Here is a 23,659-nt window from a genome sequence, read left to right on the forward strand (position 1 = left end):
TCGTGGTGGAGCCCGGAAAGGCGCAACGCCAGGCGGGGCACGGGGCCTCGCCTGGCGTTGCTGTGTGGGAAGGGGCCACGGTCCTCCCGGAGAGCGGCCCCTCGTGTCAGCGCTCGTCGATCAGCGGCCGATGCCAGCGCACACCGAGGTGGCGTTGACTTCCAGCGTGCTGCCGGCGGTCAGGAAGGCCTGCGCGATGGCGGTGTTCCAGTTGGCCGGCAGCTTCACGAAGTTGTGCGCGTTGATGTAGCTGTCGTACGTGCCGTTGTTCAGCTTGGTCACGAAGTCCTTGACCGCCGCGGCGGACGTGCCCGAGCCGGCGCCGCCGGCGTAGCACTGGCCCAGCACCAGGTTGGTGGTGCCGTAGATCGGGTACGACGAGGTCGGCAGCGAGTAGGCCGGCACCCAGTTCAGCGGGTTGCCGCGGGCGATCGTGGTCGACGGCGGGGTCAGCGCGGCGATCGCGTTCTGGATCACCGTGGCGGACGGCTGGAAGCTGTTGATGCGGGCGACGATGCTGTTGTCGTGGCCGGTGTAGACGTTCGGGTCAGGAGTCAGGAAGCCCAGGCGATGCGGCTGAGCCAGCGCGGTGTTCACGCCGGCGCTGCCGGACGCGCCCACCCAGGCGTCGGGCAGGCCGTCGCCGTTGGTGTCGTCACCGGCGGTCAGCGACAGGGCGCTGGCCACGACGGTCTTGAAGTTGTTGGAGATCGTGAACGACTTGCCCGACGGCAGGTACGGCGAGCACGCGGCGTTCAGGAAACGCGACAGCAGTTCCGTCGTGCCGCTGGTCTCGATGCGATAGACCACTTCGATGGCGCTGGCGCTGCCGACACCGCCGTCGTCGGCGGCCGTCGTGACCTGGCTCCAGTTACGCGCGTTGCTGTCGTACGAGAAGATGCGGCAGATCTGCTCGGTCGACAGGTTCAGCGTCGTGACGCCGGCTTCCTTGTAGGGCAGCAGCACCGGGGTGGCGATCGCGGGGATCTGCACCAGGCGGCCGTAGTTGGCGACGGTCGACGAGGCGCCGTTGTTGTAGGCGCTGTTGTAGGCCGTGACTTCAGCCGAGGTCAGCGCGGAGTCGCTGCCGATGATGTGCACCGTGCCGGTCGTGCCGAACAGCGAGGCGTTGTTCGTCAGGAAGGCCGTCTTGCCGCCACCGCTGCCGGTGCCGTTGTAGCTCCAGGTGCCCAGGATCGGGCCGTTGGTGAAGATGTCCTGGTACATCAGCTGCGGCAGCGTGGCGCCGCCCGACGTCACCGCTTGTGCCGAGGCGGCACCGGCCAGGACCATGAGACCGGCGGCGATCGCCAGACGGCTCAGCTTGATTTTCGAGACTTGCATGACTTGCTCCAAACCTGTGAGTTGATGGATTCCGGACCCGTCGACCTCCCCCTGCGGGCGCACCGACGGTCCCTCTGCTTGCTCTCCCGCCGATCGTTCGGCGCATCGCCGGTGTGTGCGGCGATGAAGTCATTCTTCGTTTCACCAATGACGACGAGCCGTACAAGACTCCCCAGGATCCGGCCCCGTTCACCTGAGCTTTCGCGCCGTCCCGACGCGTGCCTATCGGCTTCCTCACCGCCGCGGCGGGCCATCCTCCCGAACACCGTTCATCTGCCAGTGAGGACAGGGCGAAAACACGACGGAAACCGGGAATCCACGATGAACGCTCAGGGAAAGTCCCACCCCGTCACTGCACCATCTGGTTGATCTCCATGATCGGCAGCAGCACCGCCAGCACGATCAGCATCACCACGCCGCCCATCGCGAGGATCATCACGGGCTCCAGCAGCGCGGTGAGACGCGCGGCGCGGCGCTCCAGGTCGCGCGACAGGTTGGCCGCGGCGCGGTCCAGCATGGGCGCGAGCGCGCCGGTCTTCTCGCCGCTCGCGACCAGGTGCACGAGGTTGGACGGGAACAGCTTCTGCTGCCGCAGCGCCGCCGCGAGCGGCGCGCCCTCGCGCACCCGCGCGATCGTGTCCGCGGCGCAGTCGCGCAGGCGGTCGTTGCCCATCGTGTCGCGCGCGGCGTCGAGCGCGCGCAGCAGCGGCACGCCCGCATCCATCAGGATCGCCAGCGTCGATGCGAAACGCGCCGTGTTGACGCCCAGCACGTAGCGGCCGACGACGGGCAGGCGCAGCAGCGTCGAATGCCAGCGCAGCCGCAGCGCCACGTCCTTCAAGGCGCGGCGCGAGAGCGCGACGGCCCCCGCGATCGACAGGAGCGCCATCCAGCCCCATTCGCGCAGGAAGGCGCTGGCCTCGATCATCACGCGCGTCAACGTCGGCAGGTCCTGACGCGCCTGCGTGAAGGCGCTCACCACCTGCGGCACGACGTAGCCGAGCAGGAAGACCACGATGCCCACCGACACCAGTGCCACGGCCGCGGGATAGATGAAGGCGGTGAGCATCTTGCCGCGCAGGTGGTCGCGGCCTTCGAGGTAGTCGGCCAGACGCTCCATCACGCGTGCGAGGTCGCCCGAGTCCTCGCCGGCGTTGATCAGCGCGCGGTAGATCGCGGGATAGTCGCGCGGCCGCTGCGCCAGCGCGTCCGCCAGGCGCATGCCGCCGCGCACGTGGCGGCGCACGTCGGTCAGCGACGCCACGACGACCTGGCGTTCCGCCTGCTCGATCGTTGCGCTCAGCGCCGCTTCCAGCGGCAGGCTCGCGCCGAGCAGGCTCGCCAGCTCGCGCGTGGCCCAGCACAGGTCTGCGGCCGACAGGCGCGGCGTCAGCCACGAGGGGCCGCCGGAGGGTGCGGCCGCGCGCACGCCGAGCGCCGTCAGGCCGCGCTCCTGCAGCTGCAGGCGCGCGGCGCGCATCGACTCGGCGTCGAGCGAGCCTGAACGGATCTGGCCGGCCGCGTCGGCGGCCTCGAAATGGAACTGCGGCATCGCGTGACTCAGTCGTCGCGCGTGACGCGCAGGATCTCGTCGTCCGTCGTCACGCCGGCTGCCACCCAGCGCTGGCCGTCCTCGCGCATGGTGCGCATGCCGCGGCGGCGCGCGGCCTCGCGCAAGGCGTGTTCGTTGCCGCCGTCGTGGATGATCCGGCGCGCCTCGTCGTCGATGACGAACAGCTCATGGATGCCGGTGCGGCCCTTGAAGCCCGACTGGTTGCACTGCGGGCAGCCGACCGGCACCCAGCGCGGCGCGCCGTCCGGTCCACGCTCCTCGCGCCGGCAGGCGGGGCACAACCGGCGCACCAGCCGCTGGGCCAGCACGCCCAGCAGCGACGAGGACAGCAGGAAGGGCTCGATGCCCATGTCGGTCAGTCGCGTGATGGCGGAGATCGCATCGTTCGTGTGCAGCGAGGCGAGCACGCCATGCCCAGTCAGCGACGACTGCACCGCGATCTGCGCGGTCTCCAGGTCGCGGATCTCGCCGATCATGAGGTTGTCCGGGTCCTGCCGCAGCGCGGCGCGCAAGGCGGCGCCGAAGCTCATGCCGATCTTCGCGTGCACGGGGATCTGGTTGACGCCGGGCAGGTCGTACTCGACCGGATCCTCGACCGACAGGATGTTGCTGACGCTCTTGTCGAGCTCGCCGAGCGCCGCGTACAGCGTCGTCGTCTTGCCGCTGCCGGTCGGACCGGTGACGAGCACGATGCCGTGGGGCTGACGGATCAGCCGCGCGAGCGCCTGCAGCGTGTCGGGCGCGAGGCCCAGCCGCGCCAGCTGCAGCCGGCCCGCGTCCTTTTCCAGCAGGCGCAGCACGGCGCGCTCGCCGTGCACCGTCGGCACGGTGGACACGCGCACGTCGATGGGCCGGCCGCCGACGCGCAGCGTGATGCGGCCGTCCTGCGGGATGCGTTTCTCGGCGATGTCGAGCTGCGACATGATCTTGATCCGCGAGATCAGCGCCGCATGCAGCGCCTTGCGCGGCGACACCACGTCGCGCAGCGTGCCGTCGACGCGGTAGCGCACGACCGAATGCGTCTCGAAGGCCTCGAAGTGCACGTCGCTCGCGCCGTCGCGCGCGGCCTGCGTCAGCAGCGCGTTGATCATGCGGATCACCGGCGCGTCGTCCTGCGCGTCCAGCAGGTCGGTCACCGCGGGCATGTCCTGCATCAGGCGGTCGAGGTCGACCTCGGACTCCGCCGCGTCGACGACCGCCGCGGCCCCGCCGGTCTCGGCGTAGCTCGCCGACAGCAGCGCGTCCATCTCGGCCTCGCCGACTTCGCGGCAGACGGCGATGCCCGTGTGGCGGCGCGCCTCGGCGACCGCCCATCCGGGAGTCAGCGCCGTGAGGACCAGCGCGGGCGATGCAGCGCCGATGCGACCGTCGGCGCCACGCTCGCCTCCCGCCTCGCCATCGCCGCTCTCCACGGCCGCTCCCGCCACGCCGACGCTTCCGGACAGGCCGGGATCGACCACGATGCGCTGTGCCCGCGCCCACGCATGCGGCAGGCGCGCGGTCATGGCGTCACCACGATCTCGGGCCGGTAGCCCAACTCGCGCAGCACGCCGGTGGTCGTGTCGACGGCGCGCGCGTCGCGCGGCGAATCCACGCGCACCGCGTAGCCCGTGCCACCCGGCCCCGTCACGATGTAGGCGGCCATGCCGCTGACACGCACGCGCCGGGCGATGCGCAACGCGTCGTCCTCGGCCGCCACATCGGCCACCTGCAGCACTGTCTTGCCATCGCGAGGCTCCGCGTAGAGCACGTTCGGATCGCCGGTGACGCCGACGTTGCCCGGCAGCCTCGAGCGCAGCGGCGGTTCGCGGCCGCCCTCGTCGGCAGCGGGCCGCTCGCGGACCTCGCGCACCACGCCGGTCTCGGGCGCGGGGAGCTGGCGCGTTTCCTCCCACTGTCCGGGTCGCAGGTCGAGCGCCGAGCGCCGGCCGATCACCGGCACGTCCGCCGGCGGGAGGATGGGCGCGGGCAGGTCCGGCAGCAGCAGGTGCTTCTCCGGCTGGGCGCGGCTCTGCTGCGTGCGCATGTAGTCGTAGCGGTCCTGCGTCAGGCCGCGGCCGGCATTGGCGTCGCGGATCACGTAGGGCCGCAGGAAGATCATCAGGTTGGTCTTCACCCGCTGGCGCTTGTCGTAGCGGAACAGGTGGCCCAGCAGCGGGATCTGCCCCAGCCCCGGCACCGACTGCTCGGAGGTGTTGACGCTGTCCTCCAGCAGCCCGCCGAGCACCATGATCTGGCCGTCGTCGAGCAGCACGCTGGTGTCCAGCGCCCGCTTGTTGGTGACGATGCCCGCGGTGCCGGAGTTCTGGTCGTCGATGCTGGAGACCTCCTGGTAGATGTCGAGCTTGACGGTGCCGCCCTCGGAGATCTGCGGGCGGATCTTCAGCTGCAGGCCGATGTCCTCACGGGTGACCGTCTGGAAGGGGTTGTCCGAGCCGCCGCCGCCCGGCGTGATGTACTGGCCGCTGACGAAGGGTACGGTCTTGCCGACGATGATGGACGCGGCCTCGTTGTCCAGCGTCAGGATGTTGGGCGTGGACAGGATGTTGACGCTGCCCTTGGTCCGCAATGCGCGAGCGAGCAGGTTCAGGTTGAGGACCTCGCCGACGCCGGGCAGGTTGATGCGGCCGTCGATCAGTCCGAGGTTCAGGCCGCCTGGCAGGTAGTCGATGGTGTTGGTCGCGTTGTTGTTCAGGCCCGCGCCGCCGAGGTTCGTGCCGCCGATGAAACGGCCGTTGTTGCGCATCCATTGGACGCCCAGTTGTGCGGCGTCCTGGTCGGTGACCTCGACGATCAGGCTCTCGACCATCACCTGCGCGCGGCGCTGGTCCAGCAGGTCCACGACGCGGCGGATGCTGCGGTACATCGGCTCCGGCGCCGCGACGATCAGCGCGTTGGTCGAGGCGTCGGCCTGCACCGTCACGCCGTTGGCGGAGAAGGCGTTGCTGCCGCCGGACGATGACCCGTTGCCGCTGTTGCCGCTGTTGCGGAAACGGCTGCTGCCGCCCGCGTTGCGCGAGTTCGCATCCCCGCCGCCGGTGGACGACGCGGTGCCAGATGAGGACGTCGATCCGCGCGTGCCGGCACCGCCGCCTGCAGCCCCTGCGCCGGACTGCATGCCGCCGGCGCCCAGCGCGGCGCGCGACGCGTCGCCGCTGCCGAGCGCGGTGGTGCCGGCATCCCCGGTCAGCATGCCGCGCAGCACGCCCGCCAGATAGGTGGCCTGGGCGTTGCGCAGGTAGACGACATGGAGGTTCCCAGGATCGCCCTGCGCGCCGTCGAGCTTGGCGATGAGCTCCCGCGCCAGCCGAGTCCGCGCCGGACTGCTGGACCGCACGATCACGCTGTTGGCGCGCGGGTCGGCCAGCAGCACGATGTCGCGCCGCGCCTCGGCCCCGCCGGCCTGGAGCAGCTCGTTGGCGAGCGCGGCGATGTCGACGGCGACGCCCTTGTCGACCTTCACCACGTCCGTGTCCAGCGAGGTCGGCGTGTCGATGCTCTCGACGATGCGTGCGATGCGTTCGAGGTTGTCGACGTAGTCGGTGATGACCAGCACGTTGCTGGCGGCGTGGGCGGTGATGCTGCTCTCGGGCGCGATCATCGGCTTGAGCACCGGCAGCAGCGCCTCGGCGTTCTCGTAGGCGAGCCGGATCGTGCGCGTCGCGATGCCGCCGCCGGGCGCGCGGGCGTTGACGGCACCGCCCTGCAGCTTCGCATCGGACACCGGCACGACGCGGCTGACGTTGCCGACGTCGACGATCGCGAAGCCGCGCATGCGCAGCGCGGACACCAGCATCTCCTGCGCCGTGGCGGCCGGCACTTCGCCATCGGACACCAGCGTGATCTGGCCCTTCACGCGCGGGTCGAGCAGGAAGTTGCGGCCCAGGAATCGCGACAGCGCGGCGATGACCGAGGGGATGTCGGTGTCGACGAAGTTCATGACGGCCTTGTCGCCGGTCGTGGACAGCGCGCGGCCCGGCAGCATCGGATCGGCCGCGCGGCGCGTGGCGCGAGGCGCCGCGACCGGCGGCGGGGCCGGCACGGGCACCGGCGCGGCCGCCGACGGCGGTTCGACCGGTCGCGTCCATGCGGCTTCCGGCGGCGGAGGCCGGGTCGACGGCACGTAGGTCCCGTCGCGGAACAGCGGGGGGACCTCGGCGCCTGTGCCGCTGGTGGCGGCGCCGGCGGCAGGGCCGGCGGGAACCCCGGCGCATCCACCCAGCGCCAGACAGCAGGCCAGCGCCAAGGCGCGCGGTATCGGATCCCCGATGGATCGCATGATGGTGGACTCTTTCGTGGTCATGACGTGGCGATCACTGCGCCACCAGCGTGGCGGTGATCCGTGCTGTTGCAGGCGCCGTGACTGGCGCGGAAGCCGCGTCACGCTCGATCGAGAACCGTTCCACCACCAGCCCCAATCGCGGCGGGGCCTGCATCAGCCACGACAAGGCCGGCGCCGGATCGGCGGTCTGCGGGAATTCGATCTCGATCGGTCGCCCGGTGCCCGCTGGCGCCTGGCCGTCCGCAGGCTGCGTCGCGGGCAGCCGGTAGCGGCCGGCGAGTCCCGCCGCGTCCAGGCTTGCCGTCACCCGCCGGCGCGGGTCCTCGGTCGGGCTGTCCAGGTTGACGCCGACGACGCCGGCCTCGGCCAGCACGCCCTTGAGCGCCGCTGCCTGGGAGCGCAGCTTCGGCAGCTCCTCCTGCCAGTGGCGGGTCGCCTCCAAGGCGGGCTTGGCCAGCAGCAGCCAGGTCGCCGTGCCGATCACCAGGATCACCATCGCGACGATCTGGACGCGCTCGCGCTCGGTGAGCTCGCGCCAGCGTCCTCCCAGTTGCGCCACCACCGGCGCCACGCGCGCGCGCAGCGGCGCCAGGATCACGGCGAATCGAGCGCTCATGGCGTCGCTCCCAAGGCGGGCGATGTCGGCCCCTGCGCGGTGCGGACCTCCGCGCCGCGGGCCTCGGCGGCGGAGGATCGTGTCGCGTCGATCTGGATCCGCAGGCCGTGGCCGTCAGGCTCCACCGACAAGCCGGCCTGCTGGGCGCGGGCCTGTAGCGCGCGCAGCTCGGCCTGCCCGAACGCCGCGCCGTCCCGCCATCGGACCCGCAGCTGTCCGTCCTGCGCATCGATCCGTTGCACCTGCCCTTGTGCCTGCGTCAGCAGCGCGGCGGCCGCGCGCAGCATCGCCGCAACGTCCGGCGCTGCCGTGCCGGTCCCGCCGATGCCGCCGGCCCGGCGCGCGTCCCGCATCTGCCGGGCCTGCTGCAGCGGGTTGAGCACGACCTGGACCTCGGGGAACGCGGCCTTCACTTCGGCGCTCATCTGGCGGGACAAGGCCCGACCCTCGGCGGCAAGCCGCTGTGCCTGGAGGTGGAGACCCGCCACGCCGATCGCGAGCGCCGCCGCGGTCCACCCCAGTGCGGGCGCGGCCCAGCGGCGGGAGAGACCGATCTCGCGATCCGACGCGAGGGGCAGCGCCCAGGGCCATCCGGCGCCGCACGAGGCCTCGCGTCCGGTGACCCAGCGGATCGCGTCCAGATCCGGGTACCGCGTCCGCAGCGCCTGCTCAATCGCGGCTTGCCCGTTCCCGTCCGGACTGCGCCCGGGACTCGGCACCAGCAGGCCTTGCGCGGCGCCGGTGCGCAGGATCACCCAATCGCCGATGTGGACGGCCGTGGCCGTCGTCTTCGTTGCTTCCGCCGATGACCCGTCGAGCGCCCTATTCGGACCGGGCCGCGACGGCTCCGGCGCCGAGGTCGATGCCGCGTCCGGCGTTGAAGTCGCCTCCGGCAGGAAAGCCGGCGGCGGCAGCACCGCATCGACCGCCAGGCCGGCGCCGCGCAGCTGCTGCAGGATCTCGGCGAGGACGTCGCAAGCCATCCATCCGACCGGCACGCCGCCAAGCGCCCCGCGCGGACCGAAGCCGATCGCGAGGCGCTCGACGCCGTCCAGCGTCATCAGTTCGATCGCGCCGAGCACCGCCTCGCGGCGCCGCTTCGCCGGCAGCGCGGGCAACTCGACCTCGGTCATCGCCAGATCGGACGGATGCGGGCAGACCTCGACACGCGTCGCCGCGAACCGGCCACCCAGGTCGGCCAGGTGGTCGAAGGATTCGCCGTGCCATTCGCCGTCCGCCGTGCGCCAGGACGCGGCGATCGGCCCCGGCGGTCCGTCCGCATTCCCACGCGGCGGCAAGGCGATCCGCAGCAAGGTCACCCGGAGGCGGTCCGCCCGCATCGGGGCTGGCCGCGTCGGCGCCATGCGCTCCGGCTCCGCGCGTCCCAGATCGACACGCCCCAGTTCGGTCCGCCCCAGTTCGGCCCGCATCACGCGCCCTCCCTCAACCACACGACGCGAGGCAGCGATTGCCGGTCGTCGTGCAGCAGCGCCTGCATCAGCAGCGTGGTGCGCGACATCCGCAGCGCGGTCGACACGCGGAACCACTCGCTCGTGATCCCGATGAGCACGTCGACGTCGTCGATCTCCGGCATCTGCAGCCGCCGCACGAAGTCGCCACGATTGATGAACCATTGGCCCTGGTCGCGCGTCTTCAGCACGGCGCGGGCGCGCTCGACGCTCAGGCCCGGCACCCAGGCGGCGAGAACTTCGGCGCTCGCGGTGTTGGCGTTGATCCAGGTCCGTTGCGGCAGCACGGTCACGAACGGCCGCAGGCGCTCCACGGCCCCGGCGTCGACCCCCGGAGCGCCGAGCAGGTCGTCGACCCCTCTCAGTCGCGGGGCCAGGTCGTGCGGGGGCAAGGGCGACAGTCCCCAGCGGCGTGCGAGACCCGTGTCCACCTCGGGATCGTCGGGTGAATTGGCCGGCGATTCTGCGGACGGGGCCGTGGAAGCCGCGGGCGCGACGCCCGCCGGCGGTGCGGCTTCCGCGTCGGCCAGACTGGTCGCGACGCGGCGCGCGATGAGGGCGGCCTGCTCCGCCGGAACGCCCACGAGGGCGCACAGCCGCTGGAACGCACCGGCCTCGACCGGATCGAGTTCGCCGGTCTTCATCAGGTTGCGGAGGTTGAACCTGGCCTGCTCATCGGTGATCTCGGTGAACGCGAGCGCGGGCGTGCCCTCGATGACACCGAGCGGCCGGCCGCTGACCGGCACGCGCCAGGCGCCGTCCAGGCGGACGGAGACCTCCCGCCGCGCCTCGATGCGCAGCACGGCCTGCGCGCGGTCGATCTCGCCGCGCAGCAGCCAGCGCGCCTGGCCCCAGGTCTGCTCGGCCTGCGCGGCACGCAACGCGGCCGACTGCCGGCCCAGCAACGCGGCCGCCAGGACCGCGATCACCGCGACCACCATGAGCACCGCGACCACAGCCATGCCGCGCGACGCAGCGCCTGCGGGGCGGAGACCACGATGGCCACGGGCAGAAAGGCGGGCAGGAAAGCGGACGGGAAGACCGGACCGTCGCCGCGCGGCCGCGGCGTGAGCGTTCGCGCGGATCATGGCGGCGCCTAGAGCTGCCAGGACCCGATGTCGGCGTTGGCCTTCTCGCCGCCGGGCTCACCATCGGCGCCGAGCGAGAAGACATCGATCTCGCCGTTGGTGCCGGGATTCAGGTACTGGTAGGGCCGGCCCCAGGGATCGGTAGGCAGACGCTCGAGGTACTTGTGCCAGTTCGCGGGCGGCTTGCCGGCGCTGGGTTTCTCGACGAGCGCGCGCAGGCCTTGCGCGCTGGCCGGGTACTCGCCGTTGTCGAGCCGGTAGAGCTTGAGCGCCTGCATGACGGCGCCCACGTCCTGCCGCGCCGCGGTGGCGCGGGCCTGGTCGGGCCGCTCCATCAGATTGGGCACGACCAGCGCGGCCATCACGCCCATGATGACGAGCACCACCATGATCTCGATCAAGGTGAAACCGCGCGTCGACCGCGTCGACCGCGGACGACGGGATGACCCGTGGAAGCGACTCCAGCCCATTCGATGCTCCCCGCATTCATATCCTGTTTGCGGCCATCATCCGGAGCGGCAGTTGCGCCGGCATGAACGATGTTCGGGAGGATTTGCGGGGAACGGGCCGGTGACGGGCGCAATCAGGCGCCGACGTGCGGCTGAACTCGGGAGAACTCGGGAGAACGCCGTCGCCGACGGCGTCTCCCCGGAATCCCCCCGGAGGGACCGTCAACGATCGATCACCGGAACAACTGTCCGTTCAGGACGATCGCGACGGTCCGCACGAACAGCACCGCCAGCGCCAGGCTCAACGCGCCGAGCAGCACGATGGCCAGCGTCTGGAGCGGCAGGCCGCCCGCGTGATGCGCGTACTTCAGCGCCGCGCTCGCCAGCGCCGCGATCGGGAAGCTGATCCCCCACCAGGCCGGCGAGAACGCGATGCTCCGGCGGAACACCTTGGGCGCGATCACGAGGAACAGGAACAGCCCGAAGTAGAAGAGCACCGCCGCGAAGCGGTCGACGCCGCCGACCAGGTTGGTGTACGCGAGGAAGCCCACCTCGAACGGCGCGACCAGCATCATCAGCGACGGCGTCACCGCGGGCGCGAGCGGCTCGCGGTGGACCAAGCGGCTCACGATCATCACGAACAGCACCGGCGCCAGCATGGCGCCGAGCGCGCCGGCGATCAGGTTCATCTCCGGCGCCCAGGCCATCGGCATGTCGCGGCCGGTGACCGCGATGTCGAGCGTCGCCACGCCAGAGAGCAGCCACGCGGGCATCACGAGCGCGGACTCCAGTTGCCCCTTCAGCAGCCGCGAGGCCGCGATGAACGCGAGCCCGAACGCCCCCAGCGCGCCGAGCGTCCACAACGCATGCGCTGCAGACGCGACGTACGGTTCGATCAGCGACGACAGCAGCAGCAGCGAGATCGCGATCGTGCCGAAGAAGTTGCCGCCCACCGGGTGCTGGAATTCCGCGCGCACGGCGTCCGGATGCTTCGCCAGCTTGACCAGATAACCCGCGGCCATCAGCACGAACACTGCGACCTCGAGGGCACCGACCGCCTCGCCGATGACGGCGGGCGCGCCGAGGTTCCGGTGCGCGAGGCGCCAGGCCAGCGCCAGTCCGGACAGTCCCATCACGGAGGCGAAGAGATTCACCGGCAGAAAGCGGATTGAGGCGCCGGACCTGGCGGGAGACGCCGAGAGGCCCGGCTTCATGGGTGCGGCCACCGGCGTCGACATGGACAGGGGTGGAGGCATGGGAGGCGAGGCGTGCATGGCGATGTCCTGGGCTGGGTCCTTGGCCGGATGGTTGGCCAGGTGGCTGGCTGAGTCGTTGGCTGAATTTGCGTGTGACGTTATTTTCTGCCAAGCTCTCCGGAACGCGCCCACCCGCGGCACGACGTTTCCTGCCAATCACCGGGCATTCACCGCCATGCGCATCGCCATCCTCGCCTTCCCCCGCTTCCAGCTGCTCGACGTGGCCGGGCCCGCCGATGTCTTCGCGGAAGCGTCCCATCAGCTCGGCGATCCCAAGGCGTATCAGGTGAGCGTCATCAGTACGGCAGAAGGCCTGCTGCGCAGCAGCAGCGGCCTGCGCATGGCGGTCGACGCGACGGTGGCGACGCATCGCGGGCGCATCGACACGCTGCTCATCGCGGGCAGCCCGCGGCGCGACGACATGGCGGTCGACGAGGACCTGCGGCGCTGGTTGCAACGCCAGGCCCGCACGGCGCGCCGCTACGGCTCGGTCTGCACGGGCGCCTTCGCGCTCGCGTCGGCCGGACTGCTGGACGGCAGGCGCGTGGCGACGCACTGGAACTCGACCGACCGGCTCGCCGCCGACCACCCCGGCGCCTGCGTCGAGCCCGACGCGATCTACGTGAAGGACGGGAATCTCTTCACCTCCGCGGGCGTGACCGCCGGCATGGACCTGGCGCTCGCGATGGTCGAGGACGACCATGGGCGCGAACTCGCGCTGCGCGTCGCGCGCCAGCTGGTGATGTTCCTGAAGCGGCCCGGCGGTCAGAGTCAGTTCAGCGCGCATCTGGCCGCGCAGACGGCGGAGCGCTCCGACGTGAGCACGATCCAGGACTATGTGCTCGCCCACCTGCGCGCGGACCTGTCCATCCCGGCGCTCGCGCGCCGCGCGGGCATGAGCGAGCGCAGCTTCGCGCGCGTGTTCCGCAGCGAGACGGGCACGACGCCCGCGGAGTTCGTCGAGAACGCCCGCATCGACGCCGCGCGCCGAATGGCGGAGGACTCCGACCTGCCGGCCAAGCGCCTGGCCGACGCGGTCGGCTACGCGAATGTGGACGGCTTCCGGCGGGCGTTCAGCCGGCGGATGGGGCTCACGCTGGTGGAGTACCGGCGGCGGTTCGCCTAACGCGAGCGCGGTCAGCAAGACATTGCCAGGTGGGTTCGACCGGAGGCTGCAACCGCTGCGGCCATGTCCGTCCTCAATCCTGAGGAGGTGTCAGCGAGTCCGGCTGACTAGCATGTCAATGCGTCCGCGCGACACTGCGCCTCCCTGAGGAACCGGCCATGAAAAAAGACGTTCAGAAGGAAAGCGATCAAACGGTCTACGACCATGTTTTCGACACCTACATCAGCCTGCGGTCTGGCATGGCGCTGATTGCGTTCGTGTTCCCCATGCTTGTCATTGGCATCGGCTTCGTGGCGGACTCCGGGCTCGGCCTTCAGGACTCGTTGAGCGCCTACTACTGGGCGACCAACACGGGGTTCAATCCAAGCCGCATCGTCTTCGTCGGCGGCTTGTTTGCAATTGCCGCGTTCCTGTACCTCTACAAGGGATTCACGCCGCGGGAGAACATGGCGCTGAATGCCGCCGGCGCTTTTGCCGTTGGTGTCGCCTGCTTCCCGATGAGGTGGACCTGCGAGGGTTGTGGCAGATGGACGCCCCACGGCTTCTTCGCCATTGCCCTCTTCGCGTGCCTGGTCTACGTGGTCTTCTTCCGCGCGATGGACACCTTGAAGTACCTGCCCGACGGCGCCGACGTCAAGCCGTTCAAGCGGAAGTACCGCATCGCCGCGGCCTTCATGGCCGCAGCGCCGCTGATCGCCTTGATTGCGACCATGACGATAGGCGAAAGCAAGTTCGTCCTCGCCGTCGAGATCGCCGGCATCTGGGCATTCGCTTACTACTGGTATGCCAAGGGACAGGAACTCAGCCTGTCTCACGCCACCAAGAAGGCGCTCGAGAAGACTTTGCCGGTGACTCCGATGCAGGAAACGGCCCAGGCACAGGCGGTCCCTCTGCAGGCCCGGTCTGTCGACGCAAACGCCGAGGCATTGCGCGAACAGACGCCAGTGGGCGCGCAACCGTAGCCCAGCGAGGATCTTGCCCCGTTCTACGTCTTCGCCGGTGGTTGCGGCGCCAGATAGCCCGCCAGCAGGAACAACGCCCCCATGCCGAGCAGGCTGCCGACGATGCCCATCGGCGACAGCGCCAGGCTGCCCAGCGACAACAGCAGCTTGACCGCGGAGCCCGCCAGGACAACGGCCGAGACCTGCCAGGCCAGGCGGCGACCGCTGCGCGTGCTCAGGAACAGGAAGCCCACGCCGACGGCAGCCAGTGCCACCGGCAGCAGGTAGCTGCTCCAGGCGAGCTGGAACGCCAGCTGAGGCGGATCCGTGAGACCGCGCACGACGACGTAGCCCATCGCCACGCCCGCCGCCGAGGCGGCCACGCTGCGGACCTGCGCGGGCACGCCCTCGCCGAGCTGCCACCAGGTCACGAGCGCGGCATAGAAGGTCGCTGCACCCAACACCCATTCCACGCTGTTCGTGCCCATGTAGGGCCAAGCCGCGATCACCAGCGGCATCGGAGATCCCAGCAACGCCGCGTGCGCCATGCTGTAGGGCGTGACGTAGAACTCCTTGGCCGACGGCGCATCGACGCGCAGTCGCGTCAGCACATGAGCGAAGGCGGCGGTGCCCGCGACGGCCAGCAAGGCGACCAGCGTCCAGCTGCTGTTGAGGATGAAGGCCACGAGCGCCGGCAGCAGATGCGCGAGCCAGAGCAGCGCCTTCGCGCGCTCGGCCGCGCCGGGGCTGAGCGTCCTGCGCAGCGACCTCAACGCCACCGCGGCACCGAAGACCACGGGCGTCACCAGCGCACCAAGCGCCAAGGCTTGCGGTGCTTCCCGCGCTACCGTCAGCGTGAGCAGCCAGCCCAGCGCCAGGACCGCTGCGTAGATCGTCGGCACGAACCCGACGGCCGCGTGCTTCGACTCCGACGCGACCGACGATCGGCCCAGCACGTGCGCCAGCGCGGTCGCTCCGAGCATGATCAGCGTGAACACCGGCAGGAGGCGGAAGTCGAGGTCCGCATACCGGTACGAGAACGCCGCGGCCGCCGAGACGGTCACGGCCGCTGCGAGTGCAGCGTCCACCGCCCTGCCCTCGCGCTGCATGCGCAGGGACATGGCAAGACCTGCCACCAGCAGCAGCGCGACCGGCCACAAGGCGGGGACATCCATCACGGCGACCGCGCCCACGGCGAAGAGCAGGCGCGCCAGCACGCGCCGGATGACAGACTGCGCGCGCGTCGTCAGCATCAGGATGGCGCCTTCGGCGAACAGGCCGAAGCTCGCGACCGAGCGCGCGAGGTCGCCTTGCACCAGCCCGGCCGCGATGCTCAGCGCACTCAGCACCCAGGCGGTCTCGCGCAGCGCCTTCTGGCGGAACACGCGCAGGCCGATGAAGGCCAGGACCGCGGCCGTGACCAAGGCGACGACCATGAACGTGGCCGGCGCCAGCAGCCAGCTCTCCAGCGCGAGGAACACGACGGTCGTCGTCGAGAAGCAGGCGCTGAGGACAGGGATCTCTCGCGCCGGTGCGGACGACAGGTCGCCGCGCGCCGTCTCGGCGGGGCTGTGGCGTTGCGCCCAGGCCAGCGCCCAGCCCACGAACTGCGCAACGTAGGCCAGCAGCAGCGCCTGCTGCTGCCACGCGGGGAGCGCGGGTTCGTTCGTTGCGCCTGCGTAGGCCAGCGAGGCCAGGCCGGTCGCGCAGACGTGCGCGTGGATGCCGATCTCCTGCCAGCGGCGCGACAGGCTCACCCAGAGCGCGAAGGCCGTGACGATGAGGCCGTAGCCGAGGTTGAAGAGCAGCCCGGCATGGCCGTACATGGCCAGCAGCGGCGCGGCATAGGCGCCCAGGAAGCCGACGCCGGCGAGGACCTTGGCGTCCTCCTTCAGCGCGCGATACACCAGCGCGCCGGAGATCGCGGTGAAGAGCACCAGCGCGATCGTGGGCGAGAGGACTTCGTAGCCCGACGCGCCGACGTAGGTCGCGAGGAATCCGATGGCCGCCGCTCCGCCCTGCACGACCTGACCCCATAACCCGTTGCGCGCGCTCAGCTTGATGCCGGCGAAACCGAGCGCCGCCGCGGCGGCCCAGCCCAGCGACACCTTGGCGAGTGGCGACAGCAGATGGTCCCACTCGATGGAGCGGAACAGCACGACGAAACCCAGCAGCAGCAGGACGATCCCGGCGACGGCGAAGAGGTTCTTGCGCAGCAGGTCGAAGAAGGCGACCTGCCATTGCGGCGGACCGGATGGGACCGACGGTGTCGGCGCAACTCGCGCTGCTGCCGGCGGGCGTGTGGCGGTCGTCGTTGGAGGGACCACGACGGGCACGGCCTCAGGCAAGATCGGTACTGGGATCGGATCGACGGGGGCGAGCGTCGCCGGCGCCTGTGGCGCCTCGTCGGGTTGGCGCGTTGGCGGCGGAGCTTGATGCGGCAGCGGCAGGGCTGCCGACGCGATGGATGTAGTCCCTGCAGGCATCGATGCAGGGCTAGGCGCACCTGCCGATGCCGATGCCGGCTGTGACGACCGTGCCGTCTCGGCGGAGGCGGGCTGCGGCAGCGGCACCGCGTCCCTTGCCGCGAGTTGCTCCTCCAGGTGGCGGACGCGCCGCTTCACATTCGTGAGCTGCCACCACAGATAGCCCAGGGCGGCGAGCAGGCAGAAAGCTTCGAAGGAGTCCATGTCGCGCACGGCCGGAGCGGGTCGGGAGAAGGACCGCAGTGTCTGCCAGGGGCCCGCCGCGTCAATGGACGAAAGTCCTGGGGTATCGCAAGCCGATACCGGTCGGGTCTCTAAAAGAACCCGAACGAGATCGTGGCCTTCAGTTGGAACACTGCGGCGATGACGGATTCATCCAGGTAGCCCTCTTGAGAGTCCTCCGACTGTCGAGCCGGCAGATCGAAGTGGATCTCGAGGAACTCCGGCTGCACTTGCTCTCTGAGTTGCCCGATTCGATCGACCCCTCCCAGCACGGCCAGCAGCGCGGGCAGCATGTCGTTCAGTTGATGATCGCTGGAGAAGTCCGTCGAGAACCTCGCGTACGACCGAGTCAACAAGGTCTTGACGCCCGGCCTCACCGGCTCTCCCCGGTTCTCGGAACTTGACGCCGCCGCGCCGGCGAGCCGGACCACTTCCTCGGCCTTGACCTCAAAGCCTCGGAAGGTCAACGACACGGACTTTCTACGACCCGTCACTGAACTCATGAAATTCCTCTCACGATCGGCGATGCACGACCGAACGCGATTTCAGGTTACGGCCACTCGCCGAGCGTCGCAGCAGACGTGCCCGCAGCGCCAGGCATGCGGGCCTTAGCTGTGCGGCTCCTAGCCTCAAATGCAATACCTCTGACTGGATGCAGAGTCAACGTTGATCGCTTAGCCAGAGACATCCTTTGATTTGATTTGCATCCCTCCGTCATTCAATTTTTCAATTCCGCAATCTAGACCTGAGTAGATACCCTGAGCTCGGGATTCGCATGTCGGGTTTGAACGCTTGAGTTCGTTTTACCAAGTAAGGCCAAACGCTGGCAATGCTTACTCACACTCCATGTGCTCGCACTCAGAAGTCGCGCCAGTCCTGCTCGTGACGGCGAGTTGCTCATGACAATAGTGACAAGCCGCTATTGGGCGCTTGACGTCGAAGGCTCGGGCGCAACACCGCCGGAGATCGTCGAGCTTGCCGCAGTTGAAGTCCTCGATCTGCAATTGACGGGTCAAGCACGGAGCTGGCGCATTAAACCAAACCAACCGATCACGAAGATGGCCACCGGCATTCACGGCATCCGCAATCAAGACGTAGCCGACTGTCCGTCGTTTTTGGAGCTTTCGGATGAAATCGAGTCCATCATCGGGCAAGGTCTGATCGTCGGTCACAACGTCCATGTGGATCTGGCATTTCTCAATCGCGCCTTGCCAACTTGGCGTCCAAGAGTCGCAATCGACACTTTGCGGCTCGCGAAAACCTTGAAGCCCGGACTACCCTCGTACGGACTCGACAAAATTGGGCAGCTGTTGTCCTTGTCGCAGCAAGCCCGACAGATCACCGGCCAGAGGCATCACTCTGCACTCTATGACGCAGCCCTGGCGGCGCTCTTACTGGTAGACCTGCTACGCAACCTTCCTGAACAGCAGCGCGAAGCGGCCCTTCGCCGCGCCGACATCTTCGACCAACCGCAAGGCAGCCTCATTTGAACAAGCGCCCCATAAAGATCGCCATCACCGGCACACACTCGACTGGCAAGTCGACATTCCTGGACCAAGTCGAAGAGCAACTCAAGCAGAGACGATTGGTCGTCGAGCGATTCCAAAGTATCGCTGTCAAGGCCCGCGCGCTAGGTTTCCCGATATTGAGCGAGCATACAGTGGACAGCACGCTTTGGATCATCGCGGAGTGCATCCAGCGAGAGGCCGTCGCAGCCCTCAAGGCCGACGTGATCCTGATTGACCGTCCGGTCTCGGACGCGCTGGGCTACCTCGAGGCTGCGCTCGAGGTCTCAGGTCGCTCTACACAGCCAAGTCGAATGGAGACAGTCAGAGCCATTGCGCGTGCATACATGTCGGAATACGACCTGGTCATTGAGACGATTCTCGATCCCAATATTGCGCTAGGTCCGGGCCGAGACATCGATGCTCCGTTCCGAGTGGCTGCAGCTCGTCACATCGGCGTGTTTGCCCCCGAATACGGCACGCGTCGCCTGCAGTTGACATCAACCAATCAAGAAAGGGTGCTTGAGGAAGTGCTGGGACGCATCGCCGTCTGAATCCCGGTCGCGCATGACTGCGAAGGCATCCGGATTGGTGAACTCGTCTCCCTTGCGCGCTGCAGCAGTAACTCGCCTCCGATGACCGCCCAAACAAAGGACTCTCTAGTGGAATACATGATTGCAACTAAGCCGATGTCAAAGTGGGACAAGCGCTTCGTGGAGCTTGCCAAGTACATCGCCGGATGGTCGAAAGACCCGAATGCCAAGGTTGGCGCAGTCGTTTTCTCAAAAAAGGGCGGGAGCATTTCAATCGGTTATAACGGCTTCCCGATGGGAGTTGAGGACTCAGCGGAGCGATTGACTGACAAAGAAGTCAAGCTCGAGCTGGTAGTGCATGCGGAGATCAATGCACTCATCGCTTCAGGCTCCAGGGCCGCCGGGTCTACAGTCTATGTCTGGGGTAAACCGGTGTGCGCCCGGTGTGCGGGACCGATCATCCAGGCTGGCGTAAAGCGAGTCGTTGCAGAGGCGCCGGGGACAAGCGATTCACGTTGGGATATCAGCGGCATCTCGGCGCACAAGATGTTCGAAGAGGCTGGCATCGAAGTCGATTTCTACAGAGTCGACTTGGACTCGTTTGTTCCTTCCGAGACGGCCGTCACGCAAACGGCAACACCTGGCCCGGCGCCGGATATCTCGGAAAGGCCCGCGCCCACCGGCCCCAGCGGAGCAACCTCGACTGAGGCTTCGCTCAGCACTGCAGTAACGTCGCGTCCTGACGGCGGCGCATGCTGCTGAGTACGAGCTCGCACGTTCAACCCCCTCCGCGAAGCTGTCTACCTACCCAATGAGTCTACTGATTGACGTCGATCATTCCGTTCTAATGATCGGTGCCGGAATGCTGCGCCCCAAGAAAGCCGGAAATCCGTTCTCCGCGCTTCACCGCTATCTCAACTACGGACTGCTCGGCCTAGCCGGCATCCTCAAGGCCAAGGGCTTCTCCCCACGCGTCTTCCATGGGAACTTCACGGCACCTGCGGACTTTGTCGCCCGACTCGAAGGACTTGGATGGCTGGACGTCTCGCGTCCGATCCTCTTATCGATTCCCAGTAGCTATGCGCTTGGCTGGTCGCGCGACGTCTGCCGACTGATTAAAGAGCGCAGGCCAGGCTCAAAGATTGTTGTAGGCGGACGCTGGGTCGTGGCCGAAGATGGCGTGTGGCTGCGCTCACAAATCCCGGACGTTGATCTCGTCATCTTCGGTACGGCAGAACACGTCATCGAACGTGTCCTGCAGCCACAGCGCTGGAAGATGATTCCGGAGTCGGACATCTCACCCCTGCCAAAGCTGTCCGGCACCAATGGAACGCTCTCGCGGATGGACTACACGCTCCTCGACGAGGCTTATGAGTTCACTCCGAGCTTCGAGATCTCTCGGGGTTGTGGCCGCAATTGCGGGTTCTGCGCGGAGTCCAAGGTTCCACTTAGCCAGCCAAAGCCGGCGGCCGATCTAGCCGATGAGATTGAAGCGGCGACGCTTGCTCTGGGCCACAGGAGCTTCAACGCCTACTTTGAGGCATCGCTCTTCCAGCCTTCCACGCAATGGAGCAGTCAACTGGTGGCTGAGCTTAGGGCGCGAGAATTGGACATTCAGTGGCGCGCAGAAACTCGCGTTGACCACATGACCGGTCGCCAGGTTGAAATTCTGGCGAAGGCCGGTCTCAAAGTGTTGGATCTCGGCTTGGAATCAGCAAGCGGAACGCAGCTTGAGATCATGGAGAAGACCAGATCGCCGGAGGTCTACCTCAACAAGGCGTCTGAACTCTTGCAGGCCTGCCACGACAACGGCATTTGGACCAAAGTCAACGTGCTCCTCTATGCAGGCGAGTCGGAACAGACCCTGGACGCAACCAGAAACTGGTTGGACAAGAACGCGGCCCTCATTAAAGGGGTATCAGCAGGCCCACTCATCATCTACCGCTACGGGGACGAATCGAAGTCCTTCCTCGCGGGCCTAAAGCAGTATGGCACTCGTGCAGTGAAAGATGCCTCGTTGGACGAGCAAGGCTTTGCTGACCTGCACCTCAGCGCGACGATGTCACACAGCGAAGCGATGCAACTAGCTTTGGGCATCTCACGAACGATGATGAGCAGCCAAGACTACTTCGACCTGAAGTCTTTCAGCTATTTTCCGCCCAGCATGACCTATGAAGTCTTTCTCAAGCATTGCTCGTCGGCGCGGCCGGAAGAGCTGCCGTTCAAAAGCGAATCTCCGCGTTGATAGGCGCCGCCCGAGACGCTTCTTGAATGAGGCGACCGGGATCGTGACCATGACCGTGACCGTGACCGTGAACATCGCCTAGAACTCCCCACCCATACGGCCGGGGGTCCTCGAAATCCGAGTGTTTGCCCACACTGGCAACAGTCGTCCGATCGACTAAATCTGTCTACGAAAGCCTTTTCCCAAGAGAGACTGCGGAAGTCAGGCGTAAAACAAGCCCCGTCGCCGCGCTCACAAAACGACAACGGGGAACCCGGCGCCTTCCGCCAGATTCCCCGTCCACGGCGCGCCGAGAGGCGCGCCGTGGATCGATCAGCGCGCCGACTCGATGCGCTGCGCGTTCAAGCCATCCGACACGATGAACTCGAAGCGGCCGCCGGCCGGCAGTTCATGCGTGTCCAGCGTCGCCTCGCCGCCCTGCAGGTCCTGCGCCAGGTTCAGGCGGCGGGTGCCGTCCGTCCAGGTCACGCTCAGGAACGGCGCCGAGTCCGCATCCCAGCGCAGCGTGGCCTTGCCACTGGCTTCCTTCACCGTCACCTGCGCGCGGCCGCCGCCTGCCGCCTGCGCCTTCGCGCGGGCACTGCTCACCCGCGGCTGGGCCTGCGACAGGACCACGCCATCCTTCAGCACGCTGACGCTGGCAATGTTGTCGACCTTGGGCACGAACACGCTGAAGTGCTGGTTGTCGCCGTCATGGTCCAGCGCCTGCGCCGTGAAGGCGTGGTCCTGGATCTGGCCGCCCGTCGTCTGCACGCGCAGCACGTACGGGCCGGAGGCCGCGTCGGGCTTGGCAAACAGCGTCTTCACCGGATTGATCTCGACCTGGCGGCCGTTGATGCTGCCGCTCACCAGCAGCACGTCCTGCGCCACCGCCTTGGCTTCCGCCGCCTGCGCCTTGGCCGTGTCGGCCGGCGTCAGGAAGGTCTGCATGATGCGGTAGTTGTAGTCCGAGAACACCGTGCCGCCGCAGTAGCTCATGATGTCGTGGCGGTCGGTCGGGCGCGGGTCGTAGAACGCGTTCGTGTCCGACAGGTAGCTCCAGATGTAGCGGCCCGGCTTGCCCAGGTTGGCGTCCGGGTACGGGTACTTCGGATCCGGCGAGCCGGCACCGCCGCAGGCCGCGTGCGGCAGCGAGAAGTTGTGGCCGAGCTCGTGCGCGACGACGTCGCGCACCGTGTCCGGATTGCTCGGCATGTCAAAGCCGACCGCCGAGTTGCCCGGCACGTAGCCCAGGCCCGCCAGGCCCCAGGTGCGCTTCGGGATGAAGCCGAAGTAGTAGTCGTGACGGGCCGCGCCCTCGATGCGGTGCAGGTCGGCCAGCTCGCCCAGGATCTTGCCGAAGGCATCGCTCCACTGCGCGTCCGTGCTCGGCAGCGTGGTGACCTTGCTCGACACGAAGGCCGGGTGCGATTGCAGCGTGACCGTCGACACCGGGAACAACGCGCGCAGATGCGCACTCTGGTCCGTCGGCAGCTGGCCGGTCGTGCCGGCGATCCGCACCGGGATCGGCACGAAGCGCATCGGCGTGCCGCCGCCGACGCGCGGCGTGAAGCTCTGCGCCGCGGCGCCGGCGACGTTCACCGTCACCTTCAGGCCGCTCTTCACCAGCTCGCCCGGGATGCTCACGCTGTAGGCATCGTCGAAGGATTGCGTCTCCGACACCGTCGTCGGCAGACCGCGGCGCGGTGCGGCCAGCACCAGGTCGCGGCCCGTGCCGTCGACCGTGTTGTCCACGCGCACGAGGCCGGTCGGCGCGACCGTGCCGGCCGGCGCGGTCACGTTGACCTTCAGCAGCGCCGGCTTGTTGGCGACCAGCACCAGCTGGCTGTCGCTGCTGCCGTAGAGCATGGATTGCGCGAACTGCACCGAGGCCAGCGTCACCTTGGCGGCCGCCGGCGGCGCGGTGATGCGCATCGACGACGCCAGGTCATTGAAGCCCGACGGCACCAGGTTGGCGTTGTCCGCCGTCAGCGTGATCGACTTGCCGCCGTAGTTGATGTCGGCGAAGAGCTGCACCTTGAATCCGGCCGGCACCCTCACCGACGAGATGCGGTCGTTCCAGCCCGAGCCGACCCAGGCCGAGTCCGCGGCCAGGCACATGCTGGCGCCGACGTAGTTCACGTGCTCGTAGAAGCAGACCTGCGTCGCCGCCGCCGCCGCCGTGGCGCCCGTGGACGCGGTCGTGCCGCCGTTCTGGCGGGCCGCGCCGACCAGCGCGCCGGCGCCGTCGCTGCCGCCGCCGCAACCGGCGAGCACGCCGGCCAGGGCCAGGGACAAGGCCAGCGGATGCAGGCGGAGAGCGCCGGTCGGGCGCAGCGGGGTGATGGTCATGAATCCGTCCTTTGGAGGTAGGCGGCGGATTATTCGGAGCGCTCTGCGCACGGCATGCAACCGGTCGCGCGGATTCGTAAGCGCTCGCAAGCAGGTTTCCAGGCTTTCACGCTTTACACAGCGGACACGGGCCCTCCCGGCCGCCAGGGGGCACAACGCCTCGTTGCATTCGATACGGAACGCGCGTCGCCGA

18 protein-coding genes are annotated in these 23,659 nt (G+C 68.3%); 6 read left to right on the top strand and 12 right to left on the bottom strand.

Translation table 11 applies throughout. From position 1 onward, the window contains the following. Positions 1–120 precede the first annotated feature (120 nt). The 9 genes from AC07OZ_RS23115 to AC07OZ_RS23155 all read right to left on the bottom strand — a co-directional run bounded on the left by AC07OZ_RS23115 (position 121) and on the right by AC07OZ_RS23155 (position 12,035). Positions 121–1,344 carry a substrate-binding domain-containing protein gene (locus tag AC07OZ_RS23115; RefSeq protein WP_495469421.1) on the bottom strand — a complete coding sequence of 408 codons (1,224 nt, stop codon included), beginning with the start codon at positions 1,342–1,344 and terminating at the stop codon, positions 121–123. Between the two features lie 349 nt (positions 1,345–1,693). After that, positions 1,694–2,896 (bottom strand): type II secretion system inner membrane protein GspF, encoded by a 1,203-nt coding sequence (gene gspF / locus AC07OZ_RS23120; protein WP_495469422.1) that lies wholly within the window; start codon positions 2,894–2,896, stop codon positions 1,694–1,696. 8 nt (positions 2,897–2,904) lie between these two features. Continuing rightward, positions 2,905–4,422 carry a type II secretion system ATPase GspE gene (gene gspE / locus AC07OZ_RS23125; protein WP_495469423.1) on the bottom strand — a complete coding sequence of 506 codons (1,518 nt, stop codon included), beginning with the start codon at positions 4,420–4,422 and terminating at the stop codon, positions 2,905–2,907. Continuing rightward, positions 4,419–7,220, bottom strand: coding sequence for a type II secretion system secretin GspD (gspD, locus tag AC07OZ_RS23130; protein WP_495469424.1), 2,802 nt, complete (start codon positions 7,218–7,220; stop codon positions 4,419–4,421). The genes gspE and gspD overlap by 4 nt, the downstream gene beginning before the upstream one ends. Positions 7,221–7,230: 10 nt before the next feature. Next, positions 7,231–7,815 carry a type II secretion system protein M gene (locus tag AC07OZ_RS23135; protein ID WP_495469425.1) on the bottom strand — a complete coding sequence of 195 codons (585 nt, stop codon included), beginning with the start codon at positions 7,813–7,815 and terminating at the stop codon, positions 7,231–7,233. Further along, a complete protein-coding gene (gene gspL / locus AC07OZ_RS23140) occupies positions 7,812–9,245 on the bottom strand; it encodes a type II secretion system protein GspL (protein ID WP_495469426.1) in 1,434 nt (477 codons plus the stop codon). Before gspL ends, AC07OZ_RS23135 begins: the two co-directional genes overlap by 4 nt. Then, positions 9,245–10,246: a type II secretion system minor pseudopilin GspK gene (gspK, locus tag AC07OZ_RS23145; RefSeq protein ID WP_495469427.1), complete on the bottom strand. Its 1,002-nt coding sequence runs from the start codon at positions 10,244–10,246 to the stop codon at positions 9,245–9,247. The genes gspL and gspK overlap by 1 nt, the downstream gene beginning before the upstream one ends. 134 nt (positions 10,247–10,380) lie before the next feature. Beyond that, positions 10,381–10,842 carry a type II secretion system major pseudopilin GspG gene (gene gspG / locus AC07OZ_RS23150; RefSeq protein ID WP_495469428.1) on the bottom strand — a complete coding sequence of 154 codons (462 nt, stop codon included), beginning with the start codon at positions 10,840–10,842 and terminating at the stop codon, positions 10,381–10,383. Positions 10,843–11,054: 212 nt separating this feature from the next. Further along, positions 11,055–12,035: an SLAC1 anion channel family protein gene (locus tag AC07OZ_RS23155; protein WP_495469665.1), complete on the bottom strand. Its 981-nt coding sequence runs from the start codon at positions 12,033–12,035 to the stop codon at positions 11,055–11,057. Positions 12,036–12,252: 217 nt separating this feature from the next. On the opposite strand from AC07OZ_RS23155, the gene AC07OZ_RS23160 reads away from it, so the two are divergent. Both AC07OZ_RS23160 and AC07OZ_RS23165 read left to right on the top strand, forming a co-directional pair. Further along, on the top strand, positions 12,253–13,203 hold the full coding sequence (locus tag AC07OZ_RS23160) for a GlxA family transcriptional regulator (protein WP_495469429.1): 951 nt from the start codon (positions 12,253–12,255) through the stop codon (positions 13,201–13,203). A 158-nt stretch (positions 13,204–13,361) separates the two neighbouring features. Next, positions 13,362–14,165: a hypothetical protein gene (locus tag AC07OZ_RS23165; RefSeq protein ID WP_495469430.1), complete on the top strand. Its 804-nt coding sequence runs from the start codon at positions 13,362–13,364 to the stop codon at positions 14,163–14,165. Positions 14,166–14,188: 23 nt separating this feature from the next. Here AC07OZ_RS23165 and AC07OZ_RS23170 read toward each other — a convergent pair whose 3' ends face one another. Further along, a complete protein-coding gene (locus AC07OZ_RS23170) occupies positions 14,189–16,834 on the bottom strand; it encodes a DUF2339 domain-containing protein (protein WP_495469431.1) in 2,646 nt (881 codons plus the stop codon). Between the two features lie 110 nt (positions 16,835–16,944). Next, positions 16,945–17,325 carry a hypothetical protein gene (locus AC07OZ_RS23175; protein WP_495469432.1) on the bottom strand — a complete coding sequence of 127 codons (381 nt, stop codon included), beginning with the start codon at positions 17,323–17,325 and terminating at the stop codon, positions 16,945–16,947. Positions 17,326–17,751: 426 nt separating this feature from the next. Between AC07OZ_RS23175 and AC07OZ_RS23180 the strand changes: the two genes are divergently transcribed. The 4 genes from AC07OZ_RS23180 (at position 17,752) to AC07OZ_RS23195 (ending at position 21,135) form a co-directional block, all read left to right on the top strand. Further along, positions 17,752–18,342, top strand: coding sequence for a 3'-5' exonuclease (locus AC07OZ_RS23180; RefSeq protein WP_495469433.1), 591 nt, complete (start codon positions 17,752–17,754; stop codon positions 18,340–18,342). After that, positions 18,339–18,911: an AAA family ATPase gene (locus AC07OZ_RS23185; RefSeq protein ID WP_495469434.1), complete on the top strand. Its 573-nt coding sequence runs from the start codon at positions 18,339–18,341 to the stop codon at positions 18,909–18,911. Before AC07OZ_RS23180 ends, AC07OZ_RS23185 begins: the two co-directional genes overlap by 4 nt. A 117-nt stretch (positions 18,912–19,028) precedes the next feature. After that, positions 19,029–19,652 (top strand): dCMP deaminase family protein, encoded by a 624-nt coding sequence (locus tag AC07OZ_RS23190; RefSeq protein ID WP_495469666.1) that lies wholly within the window; start codon positions 19,029–19,031, stop codon positions 19,650–19,652. Between the two features lie 100 nt (positions 19,653–19,752). After that, the gene (locus AC07OZ_RS23195; RefSeq protein ID WP_495469435.1) at positions 19,753–21,135 is read left to right on the top strand and encodes a B12-binding domain-containing radical SAM protein; all 1,383 of its coding nucleotides are present in this window, start codon (positions 19,753–19,755) and stop codon (positions 21,133–21,135) included. 312 nt (positions 21,136–21,447) lie between these two features. On the opposite strand, the gene AC07OZ_RS23200 is transcribed toward AC07OZ_RS23195, so the two are convergent. Continuing rightward, complete coding sequence (locus AC07OZ_RS23200; protein ID WP_495469436.1) at positions 21,448–23,466, bottom strand: peptidase inhibitor family I36 protein; 2,019 nt, start codon at positions 23,464–23,466, stop codon at positions 21,448–21,450. Positions 23,467–23,659: the final 193 nt, after the last annotated feature.

This window comes from Roseateles sp. GW821-FHT09G03, assembly GCF_059416045.1.

Bases quoted from the DNA above. Each gene is read 5' to 3' on its own strand.
- AC07OZ_RS23115 (WP_495469421.1), bottom strand. From the start codon at position 1,344: ATGCAAGTCTCGAAAATCAAGCTGAGCCGTCTGGCGATCGCCGCCGGT.
- gspF (WP_495469422.1), bottom strand. From the start codon at position 2,896: ATGCCGCAGTTCCATTTCGAGGCCGCCGACGCGGCCGGCCAGATCCGT.
- gspE (WP_495469423.1), bottom strand. From the start codon at position 4,422: ATGACCGCGCGCCTGCCGCATGCGTGGGCGCGGGCACAGCGCATCGTG.
- gspD (WP_495469424.1), bottom strand. From the start codon at position 7,220: ATGACCACGAAAGAGTCCACCATCATGCGATCCATCGGGGATCCGATA.
- AC07OZ_RS23135 (WP_495469425.1), bottom strand. From the start codon at position 7,815: ATGAGCGCTCGATTCGCCGTGATCCTGGCGCCGCTGCGCGCGCGCGTG.
- gspL (WP_495469426.1), bottom strand. From the start codon at position 9,245: ATGCGGGCCGAACTGGGGCGGACCGAACTGGGGCGTGTCGATCTGGGA.
- gspK (WP_495469427.1), bottom strand. From the start codon at position 10,246: ATGGCTGTGGTCGCGGTGCTCATGGTGGTCGCGGTGATCGCGGTCCTG.
- gspG (WP_495469428.1), bottom strand. From the start codon at position 10,842: ATGGGCTGGAGTCGCTTCCACGGGTCATCCCGTCGTCCGCGGTCGACG.
- AC07OZ_RS23155 (WP_495469665.1), bottom strand. From the start codon at position 12,035: ATGAAGCCGGGCCTCTCGGCGTCTCCCGCCAGGTCCGGCGCCTCAATC.
- AC07OZ_RS23160 (WP_495469429.1), top strand. From the start codon at position 12,253: ATGCGCATCGCCATCCTCGCCTTCCCCCGCTTCCAGCTGCTCGACGTG.
- AC07OZ_RS23165 (WP_495469430.1), top strand. From the start codon at position 13,362: ATGAAAAAAGACGTTCAGAAGGAAAGCGATCAAACGGTCTACGACCAT.
- AC07OZ_RS23170 (WP_495469431.1), bottom strand. From the start codon at position 16,834: ATGGACTCCTTCGAAGCTTTCTGCCTGCTCGCCGCCCTGGGCTATCTG.
- AC07OZ_RS23180 (WP_495469433.1), top strand. From the start codon at position 17,752: ATGACAATAGTGACAAGCCGCTATTGGGCGCTTGACGTCGAAGGCTCG.
- AC07OZ_RS23190 (WP_495469666.1), top strand. From the start codon at position 19,029: ATGATTGCAACTAAGCCGATGTCAAAGTGGGACAAGCGCTTCGTGGAG.
- AC07OZ_RS23195 (WP_495469435.1), top strand. From the start codon at position 19,753: ATGCTGCGCCCCAAGAAAGCCGGAAATCCGTTCTCCGCGCTTCACCGC.
- AC07OZ_RS23200 (WP_495469436.1), bottom strand. From the start codon at position 23,466: ATGACCATCACCCCGCTGCGCCCGACCGGCGCTCTCCGCCTGCATCCG.